At 32.7% G+C, this 23401-nt stretch carries 20 protein-coding genes and 1 rRNA gene; 3 read left to right on the top strand and 18 right to left on the bottom strand.

The genetic code is table 11. The features are described 5' to 3' along the window. Positions 1 to 311: 311 nt before the first annotated feature. The 8 genes from MT340_RS03780 to MT340_RS03745 form a co-directional block, all read right to left on the bottom strand. Positions 312 to 1862, bottom strand: a 16S ribosomal RNA gene (locus MT340_RS03780). 451 nt (positions 1863 to 2313) lie between these two features. Then, on the bottom strand, positions 2314 to 3381 hold the full coding sequence (locus tag MT340_RS03775; protein ID WP_243588846.1) for an Mrp/NBP35 family ATP-binding protein: 1068 nt from the start codon (positions 3379 to 3381) through the stop codon (positions 2314 to 2316). A gap of 146 nt (positions 3382 to 3527) precedes the next feature. Next, positions 3528 to 4979 carry an MDR family MFS transporter gene (locus MT340_RS03770; RefSeq protein ID WP_243588845.1) on the bottom strand — a complete coding sequence of 484 codons (1452 nt, stop codon included), beginning with the start codon at positions 4977 to 4979 and terminating at the stop codon, positions 3528 to 3530. Between the two features lie 78 nt (positions 4980 to 5057). Then, entirely contained in the window at positions 5058 to 5525 is a 468-nt protein-coding gene (locus tag MT340_RS03765) for a SepA family multidrug efflux transporter (protein ID WP_243588844.1), read from the bottom strand. A 234-nt stretch (positions 5526 to 5759) separates the two neighbouring features. Next, the gene (sdrM, locus tag MT340_RS03760; RefSeq protein ID WP_243603592.1) at positions 5760 to 7097 is read right to left on the bottom strand and encodes a multidrug efflux MFS transporter SdrM; all 1338 of its coding nucleotides are present in this window, start codon (positions 7095 to 7097) and stop codon (positions 5760 to 5762) included. Positions 7098 to 7293: 196 nt separating this feature from the next. Beyond that, positions 7294 to 7977, bottom strand: a complete 684-nt coding sequence (gene trhA / locus MT340_RS03755) for a PAQR family membrane homeostasis protein TrhA (protein WP_243588842.1) — start codon at positions 7975 to 7977, stop codon at positions 7294 to 7296. A gap of 18 nt (positions 7978 to 7995) precedes the next feature. After that, a complete protein-coding gene (locus MT340_RS03750) occupies positions 7996 to 9183 on the bottom strand; it encodes a UTP--glucose-1-phosphate uridylyltransferase (RefSeq protein ID WP_243588841.1) in 1188 nt (395 codons plus the stop codon). Positions 9184 to 9436: 253 nt separating this feature from the next. Then, positions 9437 to 9955 (bottom strand): metal-dependent hydrolase, encoded by a 519-nt coding sequence (locus tag MT340_RS03745; protein WP_243588840.1) that lies wholly within the window; start codon positions 9953 to 9955, stop codon positions 9437 to 9439. Positions 9956 to 10129: 174 nt separating this feature from the next. Here MT340_RS03745 and MT340_RS03740 point away from each other — a divergent pair, with 174 nt between their 5' ends. Beyond that, positions 10130 to 10390 (top strand): SunI/YnzG family protein, encoded by a 261-nt coding sequence (locus MT340_RS03740; protein ID WP_243588839.1) that lies wholly within the window; start codon positions 10130 to 10132, stop codon positions 10388 to 10390. Positions 10391 to 10533: 143 nt separating this feature from the next. Beyond that, positions 10534 to 10848: a heme oxygenase gene (locus MT340_RS03735; protein ID WP_243603591.1), complete on the top strand. Its 315-nt coding sequence runs from the start codon at positions 10534 to 10536 to the stop codon at positions 10846 to 10848. A gap of 53 nt (positions 10849 to 10901) precedes the next feature. Here the strand turns inward: MT340_RS03735 and MT340_RS03730 are convergent, their stop codons facing one another. The 7 genes from MT340_RS03730 to MT340_RS03700 form a co-directional block, all read right to left on the bottom strand. Then, a complete protein-coding gene (locus MT340_RS03730) occupies positions 10902 to 12218 on the bottom strand; it encodes a YjiH family protein (protein WP_481906655.1) in 1317 nt (438 codons plus the stop codon). A gap of 268 nt (positions 12219 to 12486) precedes the next feature. Then, the gene (locus MT340_RS03725; protein ID WP_243588837.1) at positions 12487 to 13452 is read right to left on the bottom strand and encodes a FecCD family ABC transporter permease; all 966 of its coding nucleotides are present in this window, start codon (positions 13450 to 13452) and stop codon (positions 12487 to 12489) included. Then, complete coding sequence (locus tag MT340_RS03720; RefSeq protein WP_243588836.1) at positions 13449 to 14480, bottom strand: FecCD family ABC transporter permease; 1032 nt, start codon at positions 14478 to 14480, stop codon at positions 13449 to 13451. The genes MT340_RS03725 and MT340_RS03720 overlap by 4 nt, the downstream gene beginning before the upstream one ends. A gap of 12 nt (positions 14481 to 14492) precedes the next feature. Next, on the bottom strand, positions 14493 to 15494 hold the full coding sequence (locus MT340_RS03715; protein WP_243588835.1) for an ABC transporter substrate-binding protein: 1002 nt from the start codon (positions 15492 to 15494) through the stop codon (positions 14493 to 14495). Between the two features lie 251 nt (positions 15495 to 15745). Continuing rightward, positions 15746 to 16804: an alanine racemase gene (locus MT340_RS03710; RefSeq protein WP_243588834.1), complete on the bottom strand. Its 1059-nt coding sequence runs from the start codon at positions 16802 to 16804 to the stop codon at positions 15746 to 15748. Then, positions 16805 to 18562, bottom strand: a complete 1758-nt coding sequence (locus tag MT340_RS03705) for an IucA/IucC family protein (RefSeq protein ID WP_243588833.1) — start codon at positions 18560 to 18562, stop codon at positions 16805 to 16807. It abuts the gene before it with no gap. Continuing rightward, on the bottom strand, positions 18552 to 19736 hold the full coding sequence (locus MT340_RS03700; protein ID WP_243588832.1) for an MFS transporter: 1185 nt from the start codon (positions 19734 to 19736) through the stop codon (positions 18552 to 18554). Before MT340_RS03700 ends, MT340_RS03705 begins: the two co-directional genes overlap by 11 nt. Positions 19737 to 19838: 102 nt before the next feature. Here MT340_RS03700 and MT340_RS03695 point away from each other — a divergent pair, with 102 nt between their 5' ends. Beyond that, positions 19839 to 21788 (top strand): IucA/IucC family protein, encoded by a 1950-nt coding sequence (locus tag MT340_RS03695; RefSeq protein ID WP_243588831.1) that lies wholly within the window; start codon positions 19839 to 19841, stop codon positions 21786 to 21788. Between the two features lie 101 nt (positions 21789 to 21889). On the opposite strand, the gene MT340_RS03690 is transcribed toward MT340_RS03695, so the two are convergent. From MT340_RS03690 to amaP, 3 genes are all read right to left on the bottom strand, one after another. Beyond that, positions 21890 to 22420 (bottom strand): Asp23/Gls24 family envelope stress response protein, encoded by a 531-nt coding sequence (locus tag MT340_RS03690; RefSeq protein ID WP_243588830.1) that lies wholly within the window; start codon positions 22418 to 22420, stop codon positions 21890 to 21892. A gap of 79 nt (positions 22421 to 22499) precedes the next feature. Then, a complete protein-coding gene (locus MT340_RS03685) occupies positions 22500 to 22739 on the bottom strand; it encodes a DUF2273 domain-containing protein (protein WP_243588829.1) in 240 nt (79 codons plus the stop codon). Positions 22740 to 22751: 12 nt separating this feature from the next. Then, positions 22752 to 23288: an alkaline shock response membrane anchor protein AmaP gene (gene amaP, locus MT340_RS03680; protein WP_243588828.1), complete on the bottom strand. Its 537-nt coding sequence runs from the start codon at positions 23286 to 23288 to the stop codon at positions 22752 to 22754. Between the last annotated feature and the right edge of the window lie 113 nt (positions 23289 to 23401).

Raw genomic sequence — 23401 nt, 5'->3', positions numbered from 1 at the left:
TTATTTTTTTATGAATTCAAGCTTATTTAAAACTCTATTCACTCGGTTTTGCTTGGTAAAATCTATTTACTTACTTATCTAGTTTTCAATGTACAATTTCCTATTATTTAGTCAATCGTCTCATCGTCTGAGAAACGATTTCTTTAAATAATAACTTAAATTTTCAACAATCACAATGAGTTATTATATCAAAATATAACACTTAATGCAATCATCATTTATTTTGAATGTTTGAAATAAACATTCAAAACTGAATACAATATGTCACGTTATTCCTTCATCTCTGCGAGATGTTCCGAATATATCCTTAGAAAGGAGGTGATCCAGCCGCACCTTCCGATACGGCTACCTTGTTACGACTTCACCCCAATCATTTGTCCCACCTTCGACGGCTAGCTCCAAATGGTTACTCCACCGGCTTCGGGTGTTACAAACTCTCGTGGTGTGACGGGCGGTGTGTACAAGACCCGGGAACGTATTCACCGTAGCATGCTGATCTACGATTACTAGCGATTCCAGCTTCATGTAGTCGAGTTGCAGACTACAATCCGAACTGAGAACAACTTTATGGGATTTGCTTGACCTCGCGGTTTCGCTACCCTTTGTATTGTCCATTGTAGCACGTGTGTAGCCCAAATCATAAGGGGCATGATGATTTGACGTCATCCCCACCTTCCTCCGGTTTGTCACCGGCAGTCAACTTAGAGTGCCCAACTAAATGATGGCAACTAAGCTTAAGGGTTGCGCTCGTTGCGGGACTTAACCCAACATCTCACGACACGAGCTGACGACAACCATGCACCACCTGTCACTTTGTCCCCCGAAGGGGAAAACTCTATCTCTAGAGTGGTCAAAGGATGTCAAGATTTGGTAAGGTTCTTCGCGTTGCTTCGAATTAAACCACATGCTCCACCGCTTGTGCGGGTCCCCGTCAATTCCTTTGAGTTTCAACCTTGCGGTCGTACTCCCCAGGCGGAGTGCTTAATGCGTTAGCTGCAGCACTAAGGGGCGGAAACCCCCTAACACTTAGCACTCATCGTTTACGGCGTGGACTACCAGGGTATCTAATCCTGTTTGATCCCCACGCTTTCGCACATCAGCGTCAGTTACAGACCAGAAAGTCGCCTTCGCCACTGGTGTTCCTCCATATCTCTGCGCATTTCACCGCTACACATGGAATTCCACTTTCCTCTTCTGCACTCAAGTTTTCCAGTTTCCAATGACCCTCCACGGTTGAGCCGTGGGCTTTCACATCAGACTTAAAAAACCGCCTACGCGCGCTTTACGCCCAATAATTCCGGATAACGCTTGCCACCTACGTATTACCGCGGCTGCTGGCACGTAGTTAGCCGTGGCTTTCTGATTAGGTACCGTCAAGACGTGCACAGTTACTTACACGTATGTTCTTCCCTAATAACAGAGTTTTACGATCCGAAGACCTTCATCACTCACGCGGCGTTGCTCCGTCAGGCTTTCGCCCATTGCGGAAGATTCCCTACTGCTGCCTCCCGTAGGAGTCTGGACCGTGTCTCAGTTCCAGTGTGGCCGATCACCCTCTCAGGTCGGCTACGTATCGTCGCCTTGGTAAGCCGTTACCTTACCAACTAGCTAATACGGCGCGGGTCCATCTATAAGTGATAGCAGAGCCATCTTTCACTATTGAACCATGCGGTTCAAAATATTATCCGGTATTAGCTCCGGTTTCCCGAAGTTATCCCAGTCTTATAGGTAGGTTACCCACGTGTTACTCACCCGTCCGCCGCTAACGTCAGAGGAGCAAGCTCCTCGTCTGTTCGCTCGACTTGCATGTATTAGGCACGCCGCCAGCGTTCATCCTGAGCCAGGATCAAACTCTCCATAAAAATTTATGATGTTTGATTAGCTCATAATACTAAATAGTGTTTGTAACTTACAGTTACATTTATTGGAATTAACGTTGACATATTGTCATTCAGTTTTCAATGTTCATTTTTAAAAACAATCTCTTTTATTGTATAACTTCTAAGAAAGAAAGTCAACAACTTTTTTTGATTACTTTTATTATTTTAAATCATCATTTCGAGTTTTGCAATGGTAAGTTTTACACCATTTTAACAATCCCTTAAAAGAATTTACATCTTTTTGACGACTTTTATATCTTATCAAATTGAAAGATGTAAGTCAACAATAATTTGAAATAATTTTTATTGTGAAGCAACTTTAATAATTTCTGTTGCTCACAAAAAAATATTCTATCAGTTTTTCAAAAAATTGCAATAGAAAAAACGCATGAAATTTAATATTTCATGCGTTTTTATTACACTTTTTTAGTTTTTATTTCTTAATAGTAGATGCAATAACTTTTTGTGCGATTTGTTTATAGATTCCACCTAAGCGATCTTCCTCTTGATATATGGATGGTGAAAAGTCTTTTGGATTCCAAGTTGGCTGTTCTAATGGTAATTCACCTAGTAGTTGCGTATTTAACTCATCTGCTAGTTTACGACCTCCGCCTTTTCCAAATACATATTCTTTATTACCTGTTTCTTTACTTTCAAAGTAACTCATGTTTTCAATAACACCAAGAATTGAATGTTCAGTGTGTTTTGCCATCGCACCCGCTCTTGCAGCAACAAATGCAGCTGTTGGATGAGGGGTTGTAACGATAATTTCTTTACTGCTTGGTAACATAGAATGTACATCTAATGCTACATCTCCTGTACCTGGAGGTAAATCAAGTAATAAATAATCGAGTTCTCCCCATTTCACTTCTACAAAGAAGTTCGTCAACATTTTACCTAGCATAGGACCACGCCAAATAACTGGAGCATTTTCTTCTACAAAGAAAGCCATTGAAATTACTTTTACTCCATGACGTTCTACTGGAATAATTGTTTTTCCTTCAACTCCTGGTTTTTCATCAATGCCCATCATATCAGGAACACTGAAACCATAAATATCTGCATCAACTAATCCTACTCTTTTACCTTCACGTGCTAAAGCAACTGCTAAATTTACTGCAACAGTTGATTTACCTACTCCACCTTTACCAGAGGCTATAGCTATAAATTCAACTGGATTATCTTTTGATAATAATCCTTCTATTGTTTTAGGCTGTTCTTTCTCTTTACCTGTATATTGTTCAACTTTGTCAGCAGGTAATTCATCAAAACGTATACCTACTGTATTTGCTCCGTTTTCTTTTAGTGCCTTAACAATTGCCATTTGTAAATCTAATTGAGGTTGTCCTCCTAATTGAGCAATTGCAACTTTGACGCTAACATGTTCTATTTCTTCTTTAGTTTTAACTTCGACAATACCATCTGTTTCTTTAAGAGGTACATCGATAATTGGATCTTTTAATTCTCCAACTATTTCTTTTACTTGATCTACCGTTAACAATGTAAATCCCCCTTAGTATTCTTTATATGTATATTTTAACAAATATGTACATACCTTGTGCCTATCTCAATAAGTATATTATTTTTAGCTAAACAAAAAAAGAAGTTAGCTCATTAATTTAATGCTAACTTCTTTAATCATCAATATTATATATCACGTGTATTTTTGGATTTTTGTGAAGGGTGTCTATCTTCTTTAATAAATAAAGAGAAAACAAATCCTATTACAACTAAAACAGAAACAATAGCAAACGATAAGTCTACACCTGCCGCAACACTTTGTCGTTCAAGTATTTCTTTGCTCACATTTTTAGTTGCATCCGGACTCAACAATTTTGCCCCTATACTCATAAATGTAACCATTAGCGCTGTCCCTAATGAACCTGCCATAACACGACCGAAGTTCATAATTGCAGTCCCATGTGATATATCCTTATTTTTCAATGCATTAATACCTGTTGTATTAATAGGCATCATTAATAATGATACAGCAAACATTCTTATAGCATAAACTACTACTAATAAGGTATAGGATGTATCGTATTTTAAGAAAGCTAAGAAAATCGTAGTGATAGTTAGTATAGAAAAACCTGTTAATATGAGTAATCGAGGTCCGTATTTATCGTAAATTTTGCCAGTATACACTGACATTAAACCATTAAGTAATGCACCTGGCATAATTACCATCCCAGACATAAACGCTGAGAGACCTAAACCATTTTGTACAAATAATGGAATAAGTAAGGCTGGTCCAACCATTGACATCATTACAATCATTGAAGTAATAGTACTAAAGGTGAATATTTTACTTCTAAATACCCATAAGTTTAATAAAGGATTGGAAATAGTTAATTGTCTTCTTATAAATACGCCCACAATAATCATTCCAATTATAAATGAAATAATGACAATAGGATTTGTAAATCCTAGATTTCCTGCACTACTGAAAGCGTATAACATTAATCCAAAGCCTAATGTTGAATAAACTACAGAACGTTTATCTAATTGTGTCTGTTTCGTTTCATTATAACTTGTTAAAGAAATAGCACCGAAAATATATCCTACTAGAGCAATACCTACTACTATAATGAATGGAACTCTCCAACTTGCATTATCTATTATTAAACCTGTAAATGTAGGCCCAATTGCTGGAGCGAATTGAATAACTAACCCTGCAAGTCCCATTGCGAATCCACGTTTTTCTTTAGAAAATAAAGTAAATAAAGTGAATTGCATTAGTGGCATAATTATACCTGCGCCCATTGCTTGAATAATTCTGGCTACCATTAAAGTACCAAAATTAGGAGCAATCGCTGCAATGATGGAACCAACTAGGAACATTCCCATTGAAACTAAATAAAGTGGTTTAGTTTTTATTCGATCCATGAGAAAGGCGGTTAAAGGAATCATTGTTCCATTAACTAGCATAAATCCTGTTACTAGCCATTGTGCTGTATTCTCGGAAGTATGCAATTCTCTCATTATATGAGGTAATGCAGTATTTAATAGCGTTTGATTTAAAATGGCTATAAAAGCACTTAAAAGCATAACGGCAACGATTAAATTACTTTTGCGCTTAGACACTTCGATATTTGCCATTGATAGTCTCCTTTTAATTAATCAGTAATTAAACATTCAAACAAATATTCTTTTCCTTCGCAAATTAAATGCTTATATTTATTTATTTTCATTTAAGTTTTCACTTTCAGGATAAAAAATAATTTTAAAAATAAATAGTAATCCGATTATTACTGCAATTACCCAAAATTCAATTTTTATATATACATAATGAATATGGATAATAAAATAAAACATCACTGTAGTAACGATATAAGAAATTAAATGATAAGTTGCACCGTTAAAATACGGATTGTTTGGCAACTGTTTTCTGAAGTAATCCATTAAATGTTCAATAGCAAATAAGATAAAATATCCGAAAACAATATAACTACCGTAATAGATTAAATTATCAAAAAAATTCTTATTATACGTAAAATATCCTAACTTTAAAAAAATAAGGATTCGACTTAAACCGAATAAACCAAATCCTAGAAACGTTAAAAATATCCCACCAGAAACTACAAAAATAGCGAGGACAAAAATCATTACAACAATATTATTAAATTTATTTTTTGAAAATCTCATTAATATTGCCCTCCTATGTTAGTTTTACACGCATATTTTATCACTTATAGTAACCAATATAAAATTTAAAGAAATTATAATACGGCGCAACTTATCGTTTCCCTAAGCTCAAGTTTTCGTATTTGAAAGTGTACAAATAAAAAAGCAACCAGAAATCAATTCAAATTGAAAGATTTCATTGGTCGCATCGATTTTTAATAATAATTGATTTTATTTCAACGCTTATATGCTTTACTACGCACTTTGTTGGTCATTTTTATACAATGTTATCCAAATTACAATTAAGACTATAGCTACCACTGACACTGCACCAAGTATGTTGTGTAAGTTACCATCTATTAATCCTGTAGACATAGCATATAAATAACCCATTATAGTAGATCCAATAGATGAACCTAAATTTTTAGTTAACGCATAAAATGACATCATTTTCTTCATATGTTTTGAATTTGTTTCCTCTTGCACAATCACACTATCTTTTGTATAAACAAATCCAAAGCTTAAACCTGCTAATATAACTGTTGCTGCAATTAGAAGTGGTGCATTTGAACCAAAGATTAAAATGGTACTACTTACTAATAATAAAGTGAAAGCGCCTATATATAATGCTTTTCTAGATAATCTATCTTCTATTCTAGCTAGATTAAAGTTTAAAGTAAGCCATGCTACTGATAGAGGAAAGATGACTAAACCACTTTGTAATGGAGATAATTTCAAGTGATCTTGAAGATAAACAGGAATATATAAATTATATCCCATTAAACACATCGCGATTAGTAAATCAGTTATAAATACTAATGAGACTGAACGATTAAATTCACCTATAGGAATAAAAGGATGCGTAGTTTTATTCTCAAATTTAACTAACACGATGGCAATAATAATGGCTAATATGAATGCTACTAAGTTTAAAATAAGCATTGATTTATTTAAAATACTAAACATTAATAAACCAATAAAGATATAAAAGAGAGATAAGCCTTTCACATCAAAACGACCTGCTTGTACTTCCGTTTCTTCCGAAAAGTGAAATGTTAGGAATGCTAGAATAATGGCAATAATTGCAATTGGGATATTGATAAAGAATAGCCAATGCCATGTCGCAAATTCTAAAATGCCTCCACCAAGTAATGGTCCAATGATACTAGAAATTCCCCATACACTACCTACGATGCCCATGATTTTATAACGAAAAGGAATCTCAAAAGCGAGTTTCGGAACGATTTGTGTTAATGACATCATGACACCTGCACCGATACCTTGGATAGCTCTTGAAACAATAAGCATATAAAAAGTGCCACTCATACCTGACATTAAACTACCAATTCCAAATAAAAGTAGTCCTACCATTGCAATATATAATATTTTAAATCGAGTTAATAGTTCACCTACAATAGGATTCGCTACTACTAAAGCAATAAAATAAACAGTAAATACTAAAGATATTTCAGGACCTGCATGTAAATCTTTACGTATTGTTGGCATAGCTAGTGAAATAATTGAACTTTCAATTGCGGCCATAAACATTGTTAGTACTAACGTAACTACAATCCCTATTGATTTTATATTCATTAATTGAACCTCCTCATTTTTTAAAGATTTTTTTAAAGTCATGTAATAGCATAATCGTAGATAATAGTTAAACGCAATAAAAATTGAAGTTTTCCCATAAAAATAGGACTGATGACCTATAATCATCAGTCCTATAACATATTCAATTCCTACTTAAACTTAAGATTAAGAGCTGTCTCATTAGTCAAAGAAATATTCACATAAAATATAGAATAGCGATTAAATGTAAAAATGAAGCTATCACAATAAATATATGCCAAATCATATGAAAATAAGGGCGATTTTTCTGCGCATAAAACCATGCTCCGATTGTATAGGAAACGCCACCGAGTACAATAAATAATAAAAAGAGCCATGATGTTCGCATGATAATGATTGGTAAAAAGATAATACCAACCCACCCCATGACTAAGTAGACGATTAAACTTAGTTTTTGGTTAACCTTTACCGAGATGGATTTATATAAAATGCCCCATATTGTAGTGCCCCATAATAATATAAATACGAGCCATCCTATCCAACCACCTACTACTGTTAAAAGCACTGGAGTATAAGTTCCTGCAATAGCAACATAAATCATACTGTGATCAATAATTCTTAGTATGTATTTATGTGCAGTATAGTTTTGCATGGAATGATAGATAGTTGAAGAGATAAACATCATAAAAATACTTATTACATATATCGACACACTAACTGAACTTAGAGTGCCATGTTCACCATAACTATGAACCGCTGCATAAGGTAGGATAAACAGCATTAATAATGCTGCAGCTCCATGAGATGCTGCATTACCTATTTCTTCACCAAAAGATAGAGGAATGATGTCTTTAAAAGATTCAACAACAGTATCTTTTGTATTCTTAGATGTTTTAGACATCTACTTCCACCATCCTTTTTATATCAAATTCATACGTTTTAAATCAGCAGTAGCTGTTTCAACACTATCTTTTCCTTCTTTATTTTTTAAAGGTGAAAATTCTTCTTCACGAGGAACTTGTAGCGTTATAAAATCTTTAGCGTATCTAAAAATATCAAAATAAAATAATTCAAATTTCAATGTTGGTTTTTCAATTACACCAAAATCATCATCTAATTGTTTTAGTTTTTTAATAGCTAAATGATATGGTAAATCTTTATTTACCGCTTCTTTAATAAATTCTAATTTAAACGCATGAATACCAATATTAGCATTATCAAATGTATTAGCTATCTCTTCATCTAACTCAGAATATTCTAATACAGTATCTTTACTATCCTTATTTACTAATCGTCCAACACTCTCACCATCTTTAGGTTGGATTGATTTGGATGTAACGTCTTTATCATGTATAACTGTATAACCAGCAAACAATGGATCTAGCACTTTCACTAAAACATTATCTATATTATTTAAAAAGATAAATTTAACTCCATCTGAGTTCATTTTATCTAGATAACCTTCTTTCTCTAAGGACTTAAATACACCACCATTACCATTCGGTGTTTCCATAATATAACCTTGTTCGTTAAGTACAAGACGTCCTTGTTCACTCAATGCAACAATATTATCTTGTTTGAAAAAGTGAATATTATCAGGATTATAATCAAAATAATTATGCTCTTTAAAATATGTTAACGTCTCATCATGATTGATATCACTTGTCATAATATACCAATTTAATAAATGACCCGTCTCTTGTTTTAATTTCAATAATTGTCTTGCTTGAAGTTCAAATAAGCTGACACCATCAATTTCAAAGGACCCTTTAGGCCCTTTATACCCTAAGCGCGTACCTTGACCGCCAGCCATTAGTAATACTGCAAATTCACCGTTTCTAATTGCTTCAATACCTTTACGTTCATATTTTTCACGTTCTTGGTCTGTTAATTCTGCTTTACGCATAAATTCAACTTCAGACACTGATGAAACATCAGAAATCGTTTTGCGATTAACATATAAATCTTGATAAAGATTTTGAATAAACTCTAAATCTAATGTTTCAACTTTACTTTCAAGTTTCTCTTTTTCATTATTGCTCATTAGCTTTTCATATTCGCTTAAATGTTCTTGATTATATTTCTCTAGTTTACTTTGGTCTAACATTTTAACTCTCCTTCTAGGCAATTCAATAATTTTAAATCTTAAAGAAGTATATGAATTTAAAAAAAATACTAAATAAAACTTAACTCTGTTAATAATCCTAACCAAATGTTTAATAATAAAGTAATGCAATTAATTCGACTACATAGAAACCTTTTTACTCATTAGACAAGGTTTTATGACAATCTTAATACTTTACAATACGTTGTCGACAAGCTAAATCTTTCAATAAAATTATCTCACAACTTTATTGAAATTACCCTAAAAATGAATGACTAATATGCTTTAGAATGTCATCTAAAAACGTTTGAAAAAATATGTATATGGATCCAATACTCAAAGCGGTTGCTAGTGATGCATCTAAAAGCCCTCCCGTTTTAAATGTAAAAGGGAATTTAATAGTCAAAGGAATAGGATAAAGTAACTTAACCCCTCTAGGTGTTAACATATCTAGTATAACATGAGATGTTATTGCACCGATAATCGAAACTAAATAGTATTGAGGTGTTTGTATTAAAATAAGCAAGAAACCTATCATTCCAATAAATAATATGGAATGCGTAAAGGTTCGATGACCAAAGATGAGATTAATAAAAAAGCTTAATATTTTAAAGTGTCTTCCAATTTTACTCCTAGTATGACATATATCAGGAAGTAAACTTGAGACTATTGCTAAGCATATGACTGTAACAGTTGAAAAAAGATCGGTTTGAAAATGTTCAGTTGTTAAAGCACCTACTAATAAACCAGCAGACATATGTGTTTTACCTGTCATGTATCTTCTCCTTTATTAACGATATTTTAACATAAACTCAACAAAAATACGAACGTATTTTCGGGGTGACATTATAGTGTGACACAAATAAATTAAAGTATCACACAAAGCTTGAAAACGATTACACTTTGTTATATTATATAGCCATAACTTACATAAAGGATGTGTTCTTTAATGGCAATGACCGTTAAGAAAGATGATAATGAAGTTAGAATTCAATGGAGAGTCGCAGATATTAAAATTCCTACTAACGAAATTAAAAATATTTCTCAAGATCAAGACATTCATGCAGTGCCTAATCTAGAATCAAAAAACATTTCTCGAATTGGTTCTACATTCGGTAAAACGAATCGAGTAATTATTGACACTGATGACCACGAATACATTATTTATACTCATAACGATCAAAAGGTTTATAACGAATTAACTAAATAGTTTATAATACAAATTTTTCGTAAAATTTTCACGTAATGATATTAAAACTGTCGACTAATAATGTAAGTTGACAGTTTTTTTCATAGCGTTAAACTTTTCAATAAAAGCTAAAATAGTAACAAACACTCTAGGAGGTAATCACTATGTTTGTCGTTACAAATAGAATCACAGTGAAAAAAGGTTTCGCTGAAAAAATGGCTCCCCGCTTCACTAAAGGTGGTAAAATCGAAGAGTTAAAAGGATTTCATAAAATTGAAGTATGGCAAGTAGACGTTGATAAAGATAGTGAAGATATATATGTGAATACTTGGTGGGAAACTGAAGAAGATTTTAAAGCATGGACGCAAAGCGAAGCGTTTAAAGAAGCTCATAAAAATAGAGGTCAATCATCTTCTGATTCATCCCCAGTTATTAAAAGTAAAATTGTAAAAGCAAACGTCTTATCTACATTAAATTAAAAATAAGCATTGAAGTTAGTCATTTTTTGACCTTATAACTTCAATGCTTTTTCTTAAAGTAATAAATGTGCCATAAGTGCAATAATTGGTAATGTAATGGCTGTTCGAATAAGGAAAATTGCGAATAGCTTACCGATGCTTACAGGAATCTTTGATCCTAAAATAACGCCGCCTACTTCTGATAAATAAATTAGCTGAGAAATACTTAAAGCACCGATAACAAATCTTGTAATTTCACTGTGGGCATTTGCTATTAAAATTGAAGGTAAAAACATATCAGCAAATCCAATCAACAATGTTTCAGAAGCTTTTGTAGCTTCCGGAATTTGCAATAACTCTAAAATTGGAATAAATGGTTTGCCTACAATTGTAAAAACAGGCGTATAATTTGCAATAATTGTGGCTAACGTCCCAATACTCATAACCACTGGTAAAATTACAAACCACATATCTACCACTGTCTTACATCCTGATTTCATAAATTCTTTGAAACCTGGTGCTTTTAATCCAACTATTGTCGCTTCATCAAACCCGTGTTTGAGTGCACTTTTACCTTCTGGTAATTTTTCAAGACGAGTTTCTTCAGAGACTTCCTTAGTAAACTCATCCGGTATTTTATTTAAAGGCCAAATTCTAGGCATAATCATAGCTGCTACAAAACAAGAAATAATAACTGTTAAATAAAATGCAAAGAACTTATGTTGCAATCCAACTGTTTCAGCAATGACAATCGCGAAAGTAATCGATACTACACTAAACGTCGTGGAAATAACGATAGACTCTCTCCTAGAATAGATACCACGTTCATACTGACGACTTGTAATAAGTACACCAACTGTTCCATCTCCAATAAATGAAGCTAGGTTATCTACAGTTGAACGGCCAGGTAAGGTAAATAGTGGTCGCATTATTGGTCTAAACAATGGTCCTAAAAATTCTAATAAACCGTATTCCATTAAAAATGGTAAGAATAATGCTGCAAATAAGAAAACAGCAACTAATGTAGGTAGTAAATCATTAAATACAAGACCACCTGTATCTTCAGAATAAATAACTTTGGATCCAAGTTTAAGATATGTCATCCATGCTAAAAATACAGCTAGTACACGTAACACCAACCACACTGGACCTACTTTAAATGCACTTTCAATTAAACTCCCTGGTTTAACTTTATTTCTCAATATTAATGAATATAATATAGTCAATATTCCTGAAAGCGTAATAATAAATAGAATGATAATAGGCATCGCATTACCTAGTAATTCCTTTAGTAAGTTAGCTAAAAAGGCAACTGGTAAAGTCGTTTGTTTTTTTCCATCTTGAACTGTAGGTATAGGAATCAAAAATAAGATAATTCCTATAATGGACATTGTTATAAATTTGACTCGACCTTTAACAATGTCTTGTCTGGTGTATCCTTTCAATTTTATGCCTTCTTTCTTTATATAATGAATGTTTGTATATACATAATTTATGTAATAAGAGGACATTTTTCCGATTAATTATATATAAATATGTCTTTATTTGTATTTTTATAAACAATATGTTCTTTACTATATCTCATTTTCAAAAAGGGTGCAACATAAAAAAGCTAATTCCTCTAAAATATAAAAGGAATTAGCTTTATGAAAGGAGTTATTAAATTCTTCTAAGTAAAAATAAGAAATATGGAACACCTATAATAGCGATAATAACACCTACTGGAATATCTAATGGTGGATGGATACCTCTTGCTAATCCATCACTGACTAAGATAAGTACTGCACCTATTAAACCAGACATGATCACAACATGGAAATAACGTTGTCCTACGAGCGATCTAGCAATATGTGGGGAAATAAGTCCTAAGAAACTAATGCCACCCACAACTGAAATAGACGCCCCTGCTAGCATGACAGATAAAATAAGTAAAATCATCTTAAGGTGTTGAACTTTAGCACCTAATGCTACTGCAATATTATCTCCTAAATTTAAAATATCTAATTGATAACTTAAACCTAATACTAATGGCAAAGTAATAATAAACCAAGGAATAATTGAATAAAAGTTCTCAATTGTATGACCATATAAGCTACCAGTTAACCAAATTAATGCATTATTAGCATCCATAGGGTTACGAATTAATAAAAATTGTACTACTGCCGTACAAATAGCACCTATGGCTAAACCAATCAATGCAAGTGTAGAACCTTTGATGTTAAACTTTGAAATTAAAAATGACAAAATTAAGCTGATAACTAACGCACCAATGAATGAACCTATTGGTAATACAATGAGTGGCGCAGTTGGGAATACCATAATTACGATAATAGCGGCTAAACTTGCACCTTTAGTAATACCAATCACATCCGGTGAGGCTAGCGGATTTCTTACTACACCTTGAATCACTGCACCAGAAATGGCTAAACTGCTACCAACTCCAAATCCTAATAATGTTCGTGGTATACGGTATTCATTTAAAATAAAGTCATCCAATGTAAATATACCTTTTAATGCTTTCATAGGGCTATACATAGTAGAGCCAACGCATAAACTTATAAAAATACTAATAATTAAACAAACGATAACAATGGCGTAACGAATAGATAAATTTCGTTTTGTCATATTCGTTTCACCCCTCTAAGTGTAATTAATAAGAAATAAATAGCCCCTACAAATGACGTTACAATACCTACTGGAGATTCATATGGGAATGTAATGAGGCGACTAAGCATATCAGATAAAAGTAATAAATCTGCACCTACTAGAAAAGTTAACGGTACCATAATAAAGTAATCTTTGCTTACGTAACGTTTAACTATATGAGGGACAATTAAACCAACAAAACCAATTGGACCTGCTATTGAAACAGAAGCGCCAGCTAACACAATAACAAGAAGTCCAATAATAATACGAATAAGTTGAGTTTTTTGTCCTAATCCTTTAGCGATATCGTCTCCTAATTCCATAATTGTTAATTGGCGTCCCATTAATAATGTAATGATGAATGCTATAAGGAGCCATGGCATGATCGAAAGTACTGATGTCCATTTTAATCCATTTAATGATCCGACTAGCCAGAACATCACTGTTGTATTCGAGTCTTCGTTTAAAATAATAATTCCTTGCGTTAAGCTACTGAAAAACAAATGAATAGCCATACCTGCTAATGCTAGTTTTACTGGCGTAATCTTTTTTGTTGAGCCTGAAAGTAAATATACTGTTAGACCCCCAATAAATGAACCAATGAAAGCAAGTAATGTAGCATATTTTCCAAGAGATGGAATTAAAATAGTTACTAAAACGATAACAAAAGAAGCACCTGAGTTGACGCCAAATATTTGAGGAGAAGCCAACGGATTTCTAGTAATAGCTTGCATTAATAAACCAGCAAGCGCAAGTGCGCCACCTATGATTAAGCCACCAATCATTCTTGGCATTCTTACGTTATGAATAAGGAATGTTTGTTTATTGTCTACTGAAGTAAAAAAATAGTCATAAATATCTTTTGCATGAATGTCTGAAGAACCAATCGCTAAATTAAAGTATGCAAAAATAAAAAGAAAGCACACACTCACGAGGAACGTGAGTGTAGTGCGTTTCTTAGTTGCTCTTTCATTAGCGGATTGACTATCAGTTGATCTCATAGTCATTGTTCATCCACCTTACTTCTCTTTATCTTTTTTAGAAATTTCAACAAGTTCTTTAGCCATCTCTTCTGAAGATATTAAACCACGTGCACGTGCCCATGTGTCACGATTTACTATACTTACACGATTATGTTTAACTGCATCTAAAGTATCCCAAACTGGATCTTTTTTCATTTCTTGATAAGATGGTTCTTTTGGACTTGCACCGTCAGTCATAATAAACATACGTTCTGGATTCACGTCTTTTAATGTTTCAGCATTTAACTGTAAGTAAGGTCCTTGTAAATATTTACTTAAACCTTTAGTTACATCTTTAGTTAATGCTTCTTTAAAGCCAAGTTCAGTTAAAAATTGACCAACATAAGATTCACTTGGATGAGCAAGTAATCCTGATTTAGAAGCTACAGCTGGTAAGACTTTTTCATTTTTATCAAATTGAATTTCATCTTTATATTCAGCTAATTTTTTCTTATGTTCATCTAAACGTTTTTTACCTTCGTCTTCTTTATTTAAAGCTTTAGCGACAGTTTTGAAAGCATCGATATTATCATTATAATCTCCGTCGAAACTTTTTAGTTCAATAGTTGGAGCAATTTTGCTTAGCTCTTTATAAATACCTTTATGTCTATTACTATCTGCAATGATTAGGTCTGGTTTTAACTTGCTGATTTCTTCTAAGTTTGGTTGTTTACGCGCACCTACAGATGTATAGTTACCAATTTTATCTTTTAAAGGTTTGATAATACGATTGGGTTTATTATCATCAGCTATTCCAACAGGTTTTACATCTAGCGCAGCTAATGCGTCTACAAATGAGAATTCTAAAGCTACTACTTTTTTAGCATCTTTAGGAACTTTTGTTGTACCTAACTCATGTTTAATTTCAATCGAATCTTTCGATGATGAGGATTTGTTATCGGAATCCTTAGAACCGTTATTACTTACATTACCACATGCAGTAACAAGAACCAATGCAAATAATAATGCGACTATTCCAGCGACTTTGAAGCCTTTCATTACTCCCACTCCTTAATATGTATAGGTTTACATTACCCAGTTTATTGATAACGATTATCAATGTCAATATAATTTGGGAGATTTTTTAAATTTTTTATATAAATCTTTTATATTTTATCTCTTAAAAGTGTTAAATAATATAATCGATAAATTTAAAAAAGCCATTAATCAGTATTTATATCTGACTAATGACTATAAGTGATTTAAAAAAACAAACTAGTTAAAATTGAATAATCTAGATAAGTTCATTATTAGTATGTAGCTAAAGATGTATGATTCACTTGCTCAATCAAAGACTGGATGTGTTGATCTTTCACATATGTTTTAGGTATTTTTTGATGATACATGATTTGAGATAGCGCTTCATATTCGAGGCTAAAGGAAATCATATCTCCAACTTGATAACAATCTTGATTTCCTAAATCAATCATTAAATGATCGCTTGTGGCTCCGACAATCTTAACTTTATCATTAAGTGGAATGATTTTATTAATGACTGTATCAATATATCCTATATCCAATATTGCTTGTAAATAACATTGACGGCCCTCTAATAAACGAGGTTTAATTTCAATTATTTCCGCTTCAAGCGTAATCGCATTTTGAAATAGTCGTGGTATAGGTTGATATGTCGTTGTATCTACGCCTCTAAACAGTGCCTCACCTATTCTCAATTCATTAATACGACCTAAATCATTGTACATTAATTGAGGTAACATGCTTGAATTGCCACCAGATATAATTTTTAATCGAAAGCCTATTTCATTCTCGATCGCTTGCACAAATTGATTAATCGCAAAAATATCATCTTCTGTAGGCGCTAATGATTTAAAACACATAAAGTTAAATGCGATACCTATAAATTGGATATTTTTCATCACAATTATTTCTTTTATATAATCAAGAATATCATAAGTTAGTACACCTTCTCGGCCATCTTTCCAATCTATCATTAACATAATTTGATGTTTTTTATTAAGTTTACCAGCACTATCATTGATATCACGAATGGCTTGAATTTCAGTTTGAATACTCATTTTCACGTTTTCAACTAATTCTAAATAGCGTTTTTTTGGTGTCGATCTTAATAATAAATAACTACATTTATCCTGTAGCTCCATATTTATATTCTCTAATCTTGATTCTGCAAAATGATTAAATCCTAAGTCAATCAGCGTTTCTAAAATTTTCGTATCACCAGCCACACATTTTACGACTGGCGTAAAATGTATGTCTTGCTCTGCTAATAAACCATGCAAGACTTCGGCGTTATATGCAATTTTAGATAAATTAATCGAGATATCTGCCACTTAACTCACCTCTTTTTTTATCGGGTTATCGAGTTTAATATTGAGATATTTTTTAACTTTATTTTCCATTCTCATACGAAGTAAAGCTTTAACTGTGATAGTTGGTCCAAATAAGATTTGTTTTAATATTTCAGCATGTGGTTTGTTATCAGTAATCGCCTGTTCTATTTCTTCTTGTACAACCTTAAATAATTCCACTTCGCTTACACTTTCCTTTTTTGAAAAGTGATGAATTAATTCCGCAAGCTGATTTTGTACTACAGCATGTTGAAATTTCGCAACGACTTCATTGATAGATGACGCTATCAAGCTCGTATTCGTCACGTTGATATCCTTCAATTTCATAGATAATGTATCTAAATCAATGCGAGAACCTCCTAAATCACGAACTACAAAGTTCATTTGAAATTGAGGTCCTAGATTTACAATCGTATTTTGCATATGGGCTTCTAAAGCAATGCCATAATCTTGAATTAAAGCAATTAACGGTGTGACTAATTGACGACAATATGTACGCATAAATTGAGAAATATTCTGTTCATTGACTTCGCCACTTATCCACTCAATATAGCTATCCACGGTAATATTCCCATCAGCCGGATTAGGGTTCACTAACGCTCCTGAGACAATCGTTGCACCATTATTCGCAATATATGGTTTCTCTCTAATAATGCATGCTAGTTGGCGTGCACGATCATCTTCAGTATTAGCGTAAATACCAAAAGGTTCAAGCGCTACTTTAAGTTGTGGATATTGATTTAGCGTTTCTTGCAAGGCCATACTTAAATTCGGGCCATCGACTGTCGTTACACTTGATACCGTTCTTACAGCACTAGTCGCTTGGACATTAACTGGTAATTTAATATGGTATGGCTTATTTATTAATGACATAGTACGGAATGATAACGTTGCTTTCGATTCTATATCAAATGGTGTAGCAATTAATATTTTATCGTTAATCCACTGTTCAAATTGACGATAAATAGTATGTTGATATTGCCATGGATGAACAAATATAATTTGATAATCATCTAGCGAAAGTTGAAATGTTTGAATAAATTTTCTTAGTTTTGCATGATATTCCGGAATAACTTCTCCCAGTACAAATGAGCTGTTGCCATCTACGGTAGTTACTTTTGCATAATCTTTATGCAATAACATGATTTTCAGTGGAATAATCTTCTCAAATTCAGGTGAATATTGCTTAACTTCTTTCATTGTTAAAGGTAATTTCGTCTTAGTTAACGGATGTGTTGGATGACCTTCGATAACTAAACTCTCGGAATACATTAAATCATTAAAGTCACTCGAATCGTTTAAATGTTGTAACCAAGCAAAGAAATTAATAGTGGTCGGCATACCAGAAAATTTCAAACTATCTTGAATATGGTTTTTACGATTAGTGAAATGTTTATATACTTCTATAAAGCTATCTCTACTATGAAGTAATTCTGCAAGTAAACGTTCACTTATCTCAATTTCAAAATGTTGCTCTAAAATATCTAATAAGTTTTCTAATGAAGTTATTTCTACTTCATTTTTCCCACAGTAATAAGTTATTGGTCCCTCGAAATCATAACGAACCATTTTACTTAAATATTTAAAATGAATTTTAAGCACACATCCATAAAGCTGTATTTCAAGCTGATTATCTTGAGTTGTAATTCTTGTTGAGGATGACCATATCTTTTCTTTCACTAATGCATTTAAGACACGGTATTGTATATTTCTATCTGCTAATTGCCAATCACTTTGCATTGTTCGACTCCTCCACTTTAATTGTTCTTTGCATTAAATAAACAGTTAAGGCTACAACTGTTGTAAATAAGCCCATGACGATAAATGTAGTTAAGACACCGAGCCAATCTGATAATGCTGTCATTAATAAACTACCCAATGGAATCATACCTCTATCCATCATAACGATACTTAATATTTTCCCACGGTTTTCAGGGGTCACATGTTCTTGAAAATATATTCGATTGGACGTACGTGCCCATTGACTAAATAAACCTACAAGCGCCATACTGCTAAACATCACTATTACATTTTGTATGACTACACCTAATAATGCCAAACCAAACACACATGAACTCAAATAATACATATTTACGGTATTAATCTTTTTCAAAATAATAGGTAATAAAAGTGTGGCAATCATACCACCAATGGCACAAAAAGTCATGGAAATACCAAATATTTCAGATTTACCAGGAAATATTTGATGAACGAGTACGGGCACTAATGTCGTATAAGAGAATCCAGTTGCCATTATAATTAGCGAAGTTATAAAAATTCTAGATGCTTGTGCATTTCTCTTAAAATATTGCAATACGAATTTCAGTGAATATTCTTTACACTTACTCACATCACTGTTAACTCGTTTAAAATGAAGTGGTATACAAAATAACGCAGCTATAAAATAACAAATCGCTTGTGTTAAAAATGTTGCTGGCGCATGATATACAGCAAGAATAATTCCCGCGATTGCTGGCCCTATTGAGCGACATATATTTATAATAAATGAATGATAAGAAACGGCTTGGCTCGTATTCAATCTTTCAGATAAATCAGGCAACAAGGCTTGTCTTACAGGCGTTTCTACTGCATTTAACATACCACGTAAGGTCGCATAAATTAATATCACTATAATTGAAACATGGGGCATAGTAAAGGTACAAATACATAAAAGTGCAGTCACTAAAAAAGAAGAAGATATTGTAATTCTAAGTAATATCCCCCTATCATATTTATCAGCAATGGTACCCGCCCAAACACTTAGTATCAAAATAGGTACGAGTCGGCAAAAATTAACCAAACCTAAATAAACTGCGTTATGATAACTAGTAAGTACATACCAGTTTAAACCAATTTGTCCTATCCAATTTCCTAGAAATAATAAAAAGGAACTGGAAAAGAAAAATTTTGCCACAGCGTTTCACCTACTCCTTTATAATTGATAATGAATATCATTATCGATATTATGGATTATACAAATCATTTTGATTTTTGTAAAATAATTTTGAGGTGTTTTATGACTAACATAATTAATATCAATAACTTTAATATTCAATTAACTGAAGAAGAACAAGATGCCTATGCATTCTTAAAACAAAATTATCCTCAATTATTAGGTGATTTTGAAGATAACCTGTTGGCAAGTCGAGATAAGATTTCACAACGTTTAATTATTTCTTTATATCGTGAGAATTTAGTAAATGGTAAGGACAATAGTTTAATAGTGTCAGCTAATAAGTTCGATTGTTTATCTATTGATAAAGATGAAGACGTATTGTGTGTTCATTTTCCAAAAGCAAAGAAATACGTATATGGGAAAGTTGAAGGTCGACATGCTTTCGGTCGAGTGGATGTGGTAGGGCCATTCTATGTATCTGATGAGGAACAGAGTGAATTTACGAGACTTATGCATCCGCTTGAAGTTCTAGATTACATACTAATCGAAGATCCAGCGCTCGAAAATGAGGCAAGTGAACAGTTTAAAGCAGATTTAGATAATAGTGTAGCTAATATGGCGCTTGCATTAGCTTATCAGGCATATCACATGCGCGACACAGATAAACCGCTTCTAGATATTATTTCTAATCACGAAGACAGTTACTTACGTTCTGAACAAGCTGTCATTGAAGGCCATCCGCTTCATCCTGGTGCTAAATTACGTAAAGGGTTAAGCGCTCAGGAAAATATTTATTATAGTTCTGAATATGGTCAAGAAATTAATTTAAAATGCGTCTTAATTCATAAAAGTATCGCTAATACTCAAGCGTTAGCTAATAACTATAATGAAGAAATTAAGTCTATCTTCCCAAAATTACACACTCAAATTTCTAATGAACTTAACCAATCTGTAAATTTATCAGAATATCATTTAATGATTGTGCATCCTTGGCAGTATGACTATATTTTAAAGGAACAATATCAGGCAGAACTTGAGCAACAACTCATCTTTCCTTTAAATATAAGTTTACCGTATTATGCTGGCTTATCATTTAGAACATTGATGCCTAAGTATCCAAAGCAATTACCTCATATTAAACTATCGACGAATGTACATATTACTGGGGAAATCAGGACACTATCTGAACAAACAACGCATAATGGTCCTTTAGTGACTAAAATTTTAAATGATATTTTAGATAATGATAGTGTATTTCATGACTATCGCATAGAAATATTAGATGAATTAGCAGGTATACATTTTTATAATGAATATGATAGCGATGACATCCAAACTGATCGTAGCGAACAATTAGGCACCCTTTTCCGAGAAAATATTTATCAACTAATTGCTAAAGACAGTATGCCTATGATTCCATCAAGTTTAGTAGCAAATTATAAATATAATGAAGAAACCCCTATTGACAGTCTTATTAAATTATTCCAACAGAATGAAGGGGTTGGAAGTTTTGAAGAAGCTGGTCAATTATGGTTATGTGACTATGCGACACAATTATTAGGTATTGTACTTCCACTTTATGTCAAATACGGTATAGCGCTCGAAGCACATTTACAAAATTCAATTGCTTCGTTTAATCAGAATGGTAGCCTTAATACGATATATATCCGTGACTTTGAAGGGTTACGTATTGAGGAAGCACAACTAAATGCGAGTGGATATGCTACAGATGATTTTCACGAAAAATCTAGAATTCTTACTGATTCTAAAACTTCAGTATTTAATAAGGCATTTTATTCAACTGTTCAAAATCATTTAGGGGAACTTATATTAACAGTAGCTAAAGTAATAGAAGATGCATCTTTCGAGGAGCATACGTGGCGCCAAATTAGCGAGATTATTCATCAAATTCTAACAAATCTAGATGATGTTGATGAGGAACGCTTAAAAATGATAACGTCTACTTTATTCGCTGAAACTATCGATTATAAATGCGTGACAACGATGCGTTTAGAAGATGAAGCACATCATTATACTTATATTAAAGTAGATAACCCATTACATCGTTAAGCGAATAAGAACAGGAACGAAGGCATCTTCGTTCCTGTTTTCTTATAGCAATAAAAAACCTTAAGACAATAAATGCTTAAGGTTTTAAAAGTGATTACTTATTATTGTAACTCTGATCTTTCAGAGTTATTGTTATTGTTGTTGTCTTTGTTTTTGTCATTTTTTAGAGCCCATTCTTTTTTAGTCATAACATCTTCAACTTGCATGTTAACTTCAACAACATCTAAACCAGTGATGTATTTAACTTGTTCTTTAACAATGTCAGTGACTTTACGGAAAATTTTAGGAGCTGATTCGCCGTATTCTAAGATTACTTTTAAGTCAATCGCTGCTTGTCTTTCGCCAACTTCAACAGAAACACCTGTAGTTACGTTATTACCACTTGAGAAAGCATTAGTGAAATTGTCAGCGAAACCGCCTTTCATAGCTAAGATTCCTTTTACTTCACGTGCTGCGATACCAGCGATTTTTTCGACAACTTCATCAGAGAAAGTTAATTTATTTTCAAAACGTTGCTCGTTACGTTCTTCTCTACGTTCTTGTACTTCTCTTTGACGTTCTTCTCTTTCTTGATCATTTACCCCAGTTTGATTATTGTATGCTTGTTTAGCTTTATTATTATCTACTGCCATGATAAATTCTCCTTTTTATATAATATTATTAAAAAATTTATTTTCATTAGTATTTATATGAACTCTTAACTAGATAAATCTAACTCCATCTATTTAAGAAGTTCATAAAGTCTTGTGTACGGTCTTTAATATACCCAACGCCAATTCCGATTAAACATAATACAATGATTAAAACTGTTTTCCAGAATCCTAAAGTTAGGAATAAGATTGCTATAATTAAAAATGCAAAGAAACCGATGATACGCCACTTATAAGCTTTAATGAAGTCAATAATTTGTTGACCAGCATCTTGTCCATTTTGATTATTATTATTAGCCATGTTATCCCTCCCTTATATTACGCGTTGTCCTGCAGATTTTTGGTCTCTGACATTAATTTCTAATTTTCTTACTGGCATTTCAGTAAAATATTCAACTTTATCTTTAATATCAGCTCTAATACTTTCAGTTAAAGACTTAACTTGTACATTATTTGGTACAAAGAAGTCTGCTTTAATGTCAATATATGAATTGTTTTTCTTGTTATAAAGCTTAGAAACCACATTTGGTTGTCTTACATCTTCGTACTTAGCTAATGTATCATAGGCAGTTTTTTCTACTGCTTTACGTGATACATAAATATGTCCGTCATTGTAGTCTTTGTATAAACCAGGTTTTCTATATGTTGGTTTGAATATGCTGAGTACTAATATTAAACCAATCAATATAAGTAGAGCAGCCAAACCAATTAATAGTGGTTGGAACCAATTGAATTGTAAGAAATAGTGTTGATATTGAGAAATACGACTATCCTTTATGTACATAAACAATAGGAATCCAACAATAGCAACTATTAATAGGCCGAGGATAAAATTCTTTAATCGTTTCACCTCGTCATGCACCTCCTTAGTTATTGTTGAATTATTTGATTATAAACATTCTTAAAGCTTACCTTCTAAAAGCAATATTCCCAAAGTTAACATAATAAAAACATAAAATTTAT

Source organism: Staphylococcus sp. NRL 16/872 (assembly GCF_022815905.2).
In the GTDB taxonomy this organism is placed as follows: Bacteria; Bacillota; Bacilli; order Staphylococcales; family Staphylococcaceae; genus Staphylococcus.
The sequence above is the reverse complement of the archived record's forward strand: the minus strand, read 5'-3'. Positions and strand labels throughout refer to the sequence as shown.

Excerpts from the sequence above, each read along its gene's own strand:
- MT340_RS03770 (WP_243588845.1), bottom strand. The coding sequence starts at position 4,979 with ATGGCAAATATCGAAGTGTCTAAGCGCAAAAGTAATTTAATCGTTGCC.
- MT340_RS03765 (WP_243588844.1), bottom strand. The coding sequence starts at position 5,525 with ATGAGATTTTCAAAAAATAAATTTAATAATATTGTTGTAATGATTTTT.
- sdrM (WP_243603592.1), bottom strand. The coding sequence starts at position 7,097 with ATGAATATAAAATCAATAGGGATTGTAGTTACGTTAGTACTAACAATG.
- trhA (WP_243588842.1), bottom strand. The coding sequence starts at position 7,977 with ATGTCTAAAACATCTAAGAATACAAAAGATACTGTTGTTGAATCTTTT.
- MT340_RS03750 (WP_243588841.1), bottom strand. The coding sequence starts at position 9,183 with ATGTTAGACCAAAGTAAACTAGAGAAATATAATCAAGAACATTTAAGC.
- MT340_RS03745 (WP_243588840.1), bottom strand. The coding sequence starts at position 9,955 with ATGACAGGTAAAACACATATGTCTGCTGGTTTATTAGTAGGTGCTTTA.
- MT340_RS03740 (WP_243588839.1), top strand. The coding sequence starts at position 10,130 with ATGGCAATGACCGTTAAGAAAGATGATAATGAAGTTAGAATTCAATGG.
- MT340_RS03735 (WP_243603591.1), top strand. The coding sequence starts at position 10,534 with ATGTTTGTCGTTACAAATAGAATCACAGTGAAAAAAGGTTTCGCTGAA.
- MT340_RS03730 (WP_481906655.1), bottom strand. The coding sequence starts at position 12,218 with ATGTCCATTATAGGAATTATCTTATTTTTGATTCCTATACCTACAGTT.
- MT340_RS03725 (WP_243588837.1), bottom strand. The coding sequence starts at position 13,452 with ATGACAAAACGAAATTTATCTATTCGTTACGCCATTGTTATCGTTTGT.
- MT340_RS03720 (WP_243588836.1), bottom strand. The coding sequence starts at position 14,480 with ATGACTATGAGATCAACTGATAGTCAATCCGCTAATGAAAGAGCAACT.
- MT340_RS03715 (WP_243588835.1), bottom strand. The coding sequence starts at position 15,494 with ATGAAAGGCTTCAAAGTCGCTGGAATAGTCGCATTATTATTTGCATTG.
- MT340_RS03705 (WP_243588833.1), bottom strand. The coding sequence starts at position 18,562 with ATGCAAAGTGATTGGCAATTAGCAGATAGAAATATACAATACCGTGTC.
- MT340_RS03695 (WP_243588831.1), top strand. The coding sequence starts at position 19,839 with ATGACTAACATAATTAATATCAATAACTTTAATATTCAATTAACTGAA.
- MT340_RS03690 (WP_243588830.1), bottom strand. The coding sequence starts at position 22,420 with ATGGCAGTAGATAATAATAAAGCTAAACAAGCATACAATAATCAAACT.
- MT340_RS03685 (WP_243588829.1), bottom strand. The coding sequence starts at position 22,739 with ATGGCTAATAATAATAATCAAAATGGACAAGATGCTGGTCAACAAATT.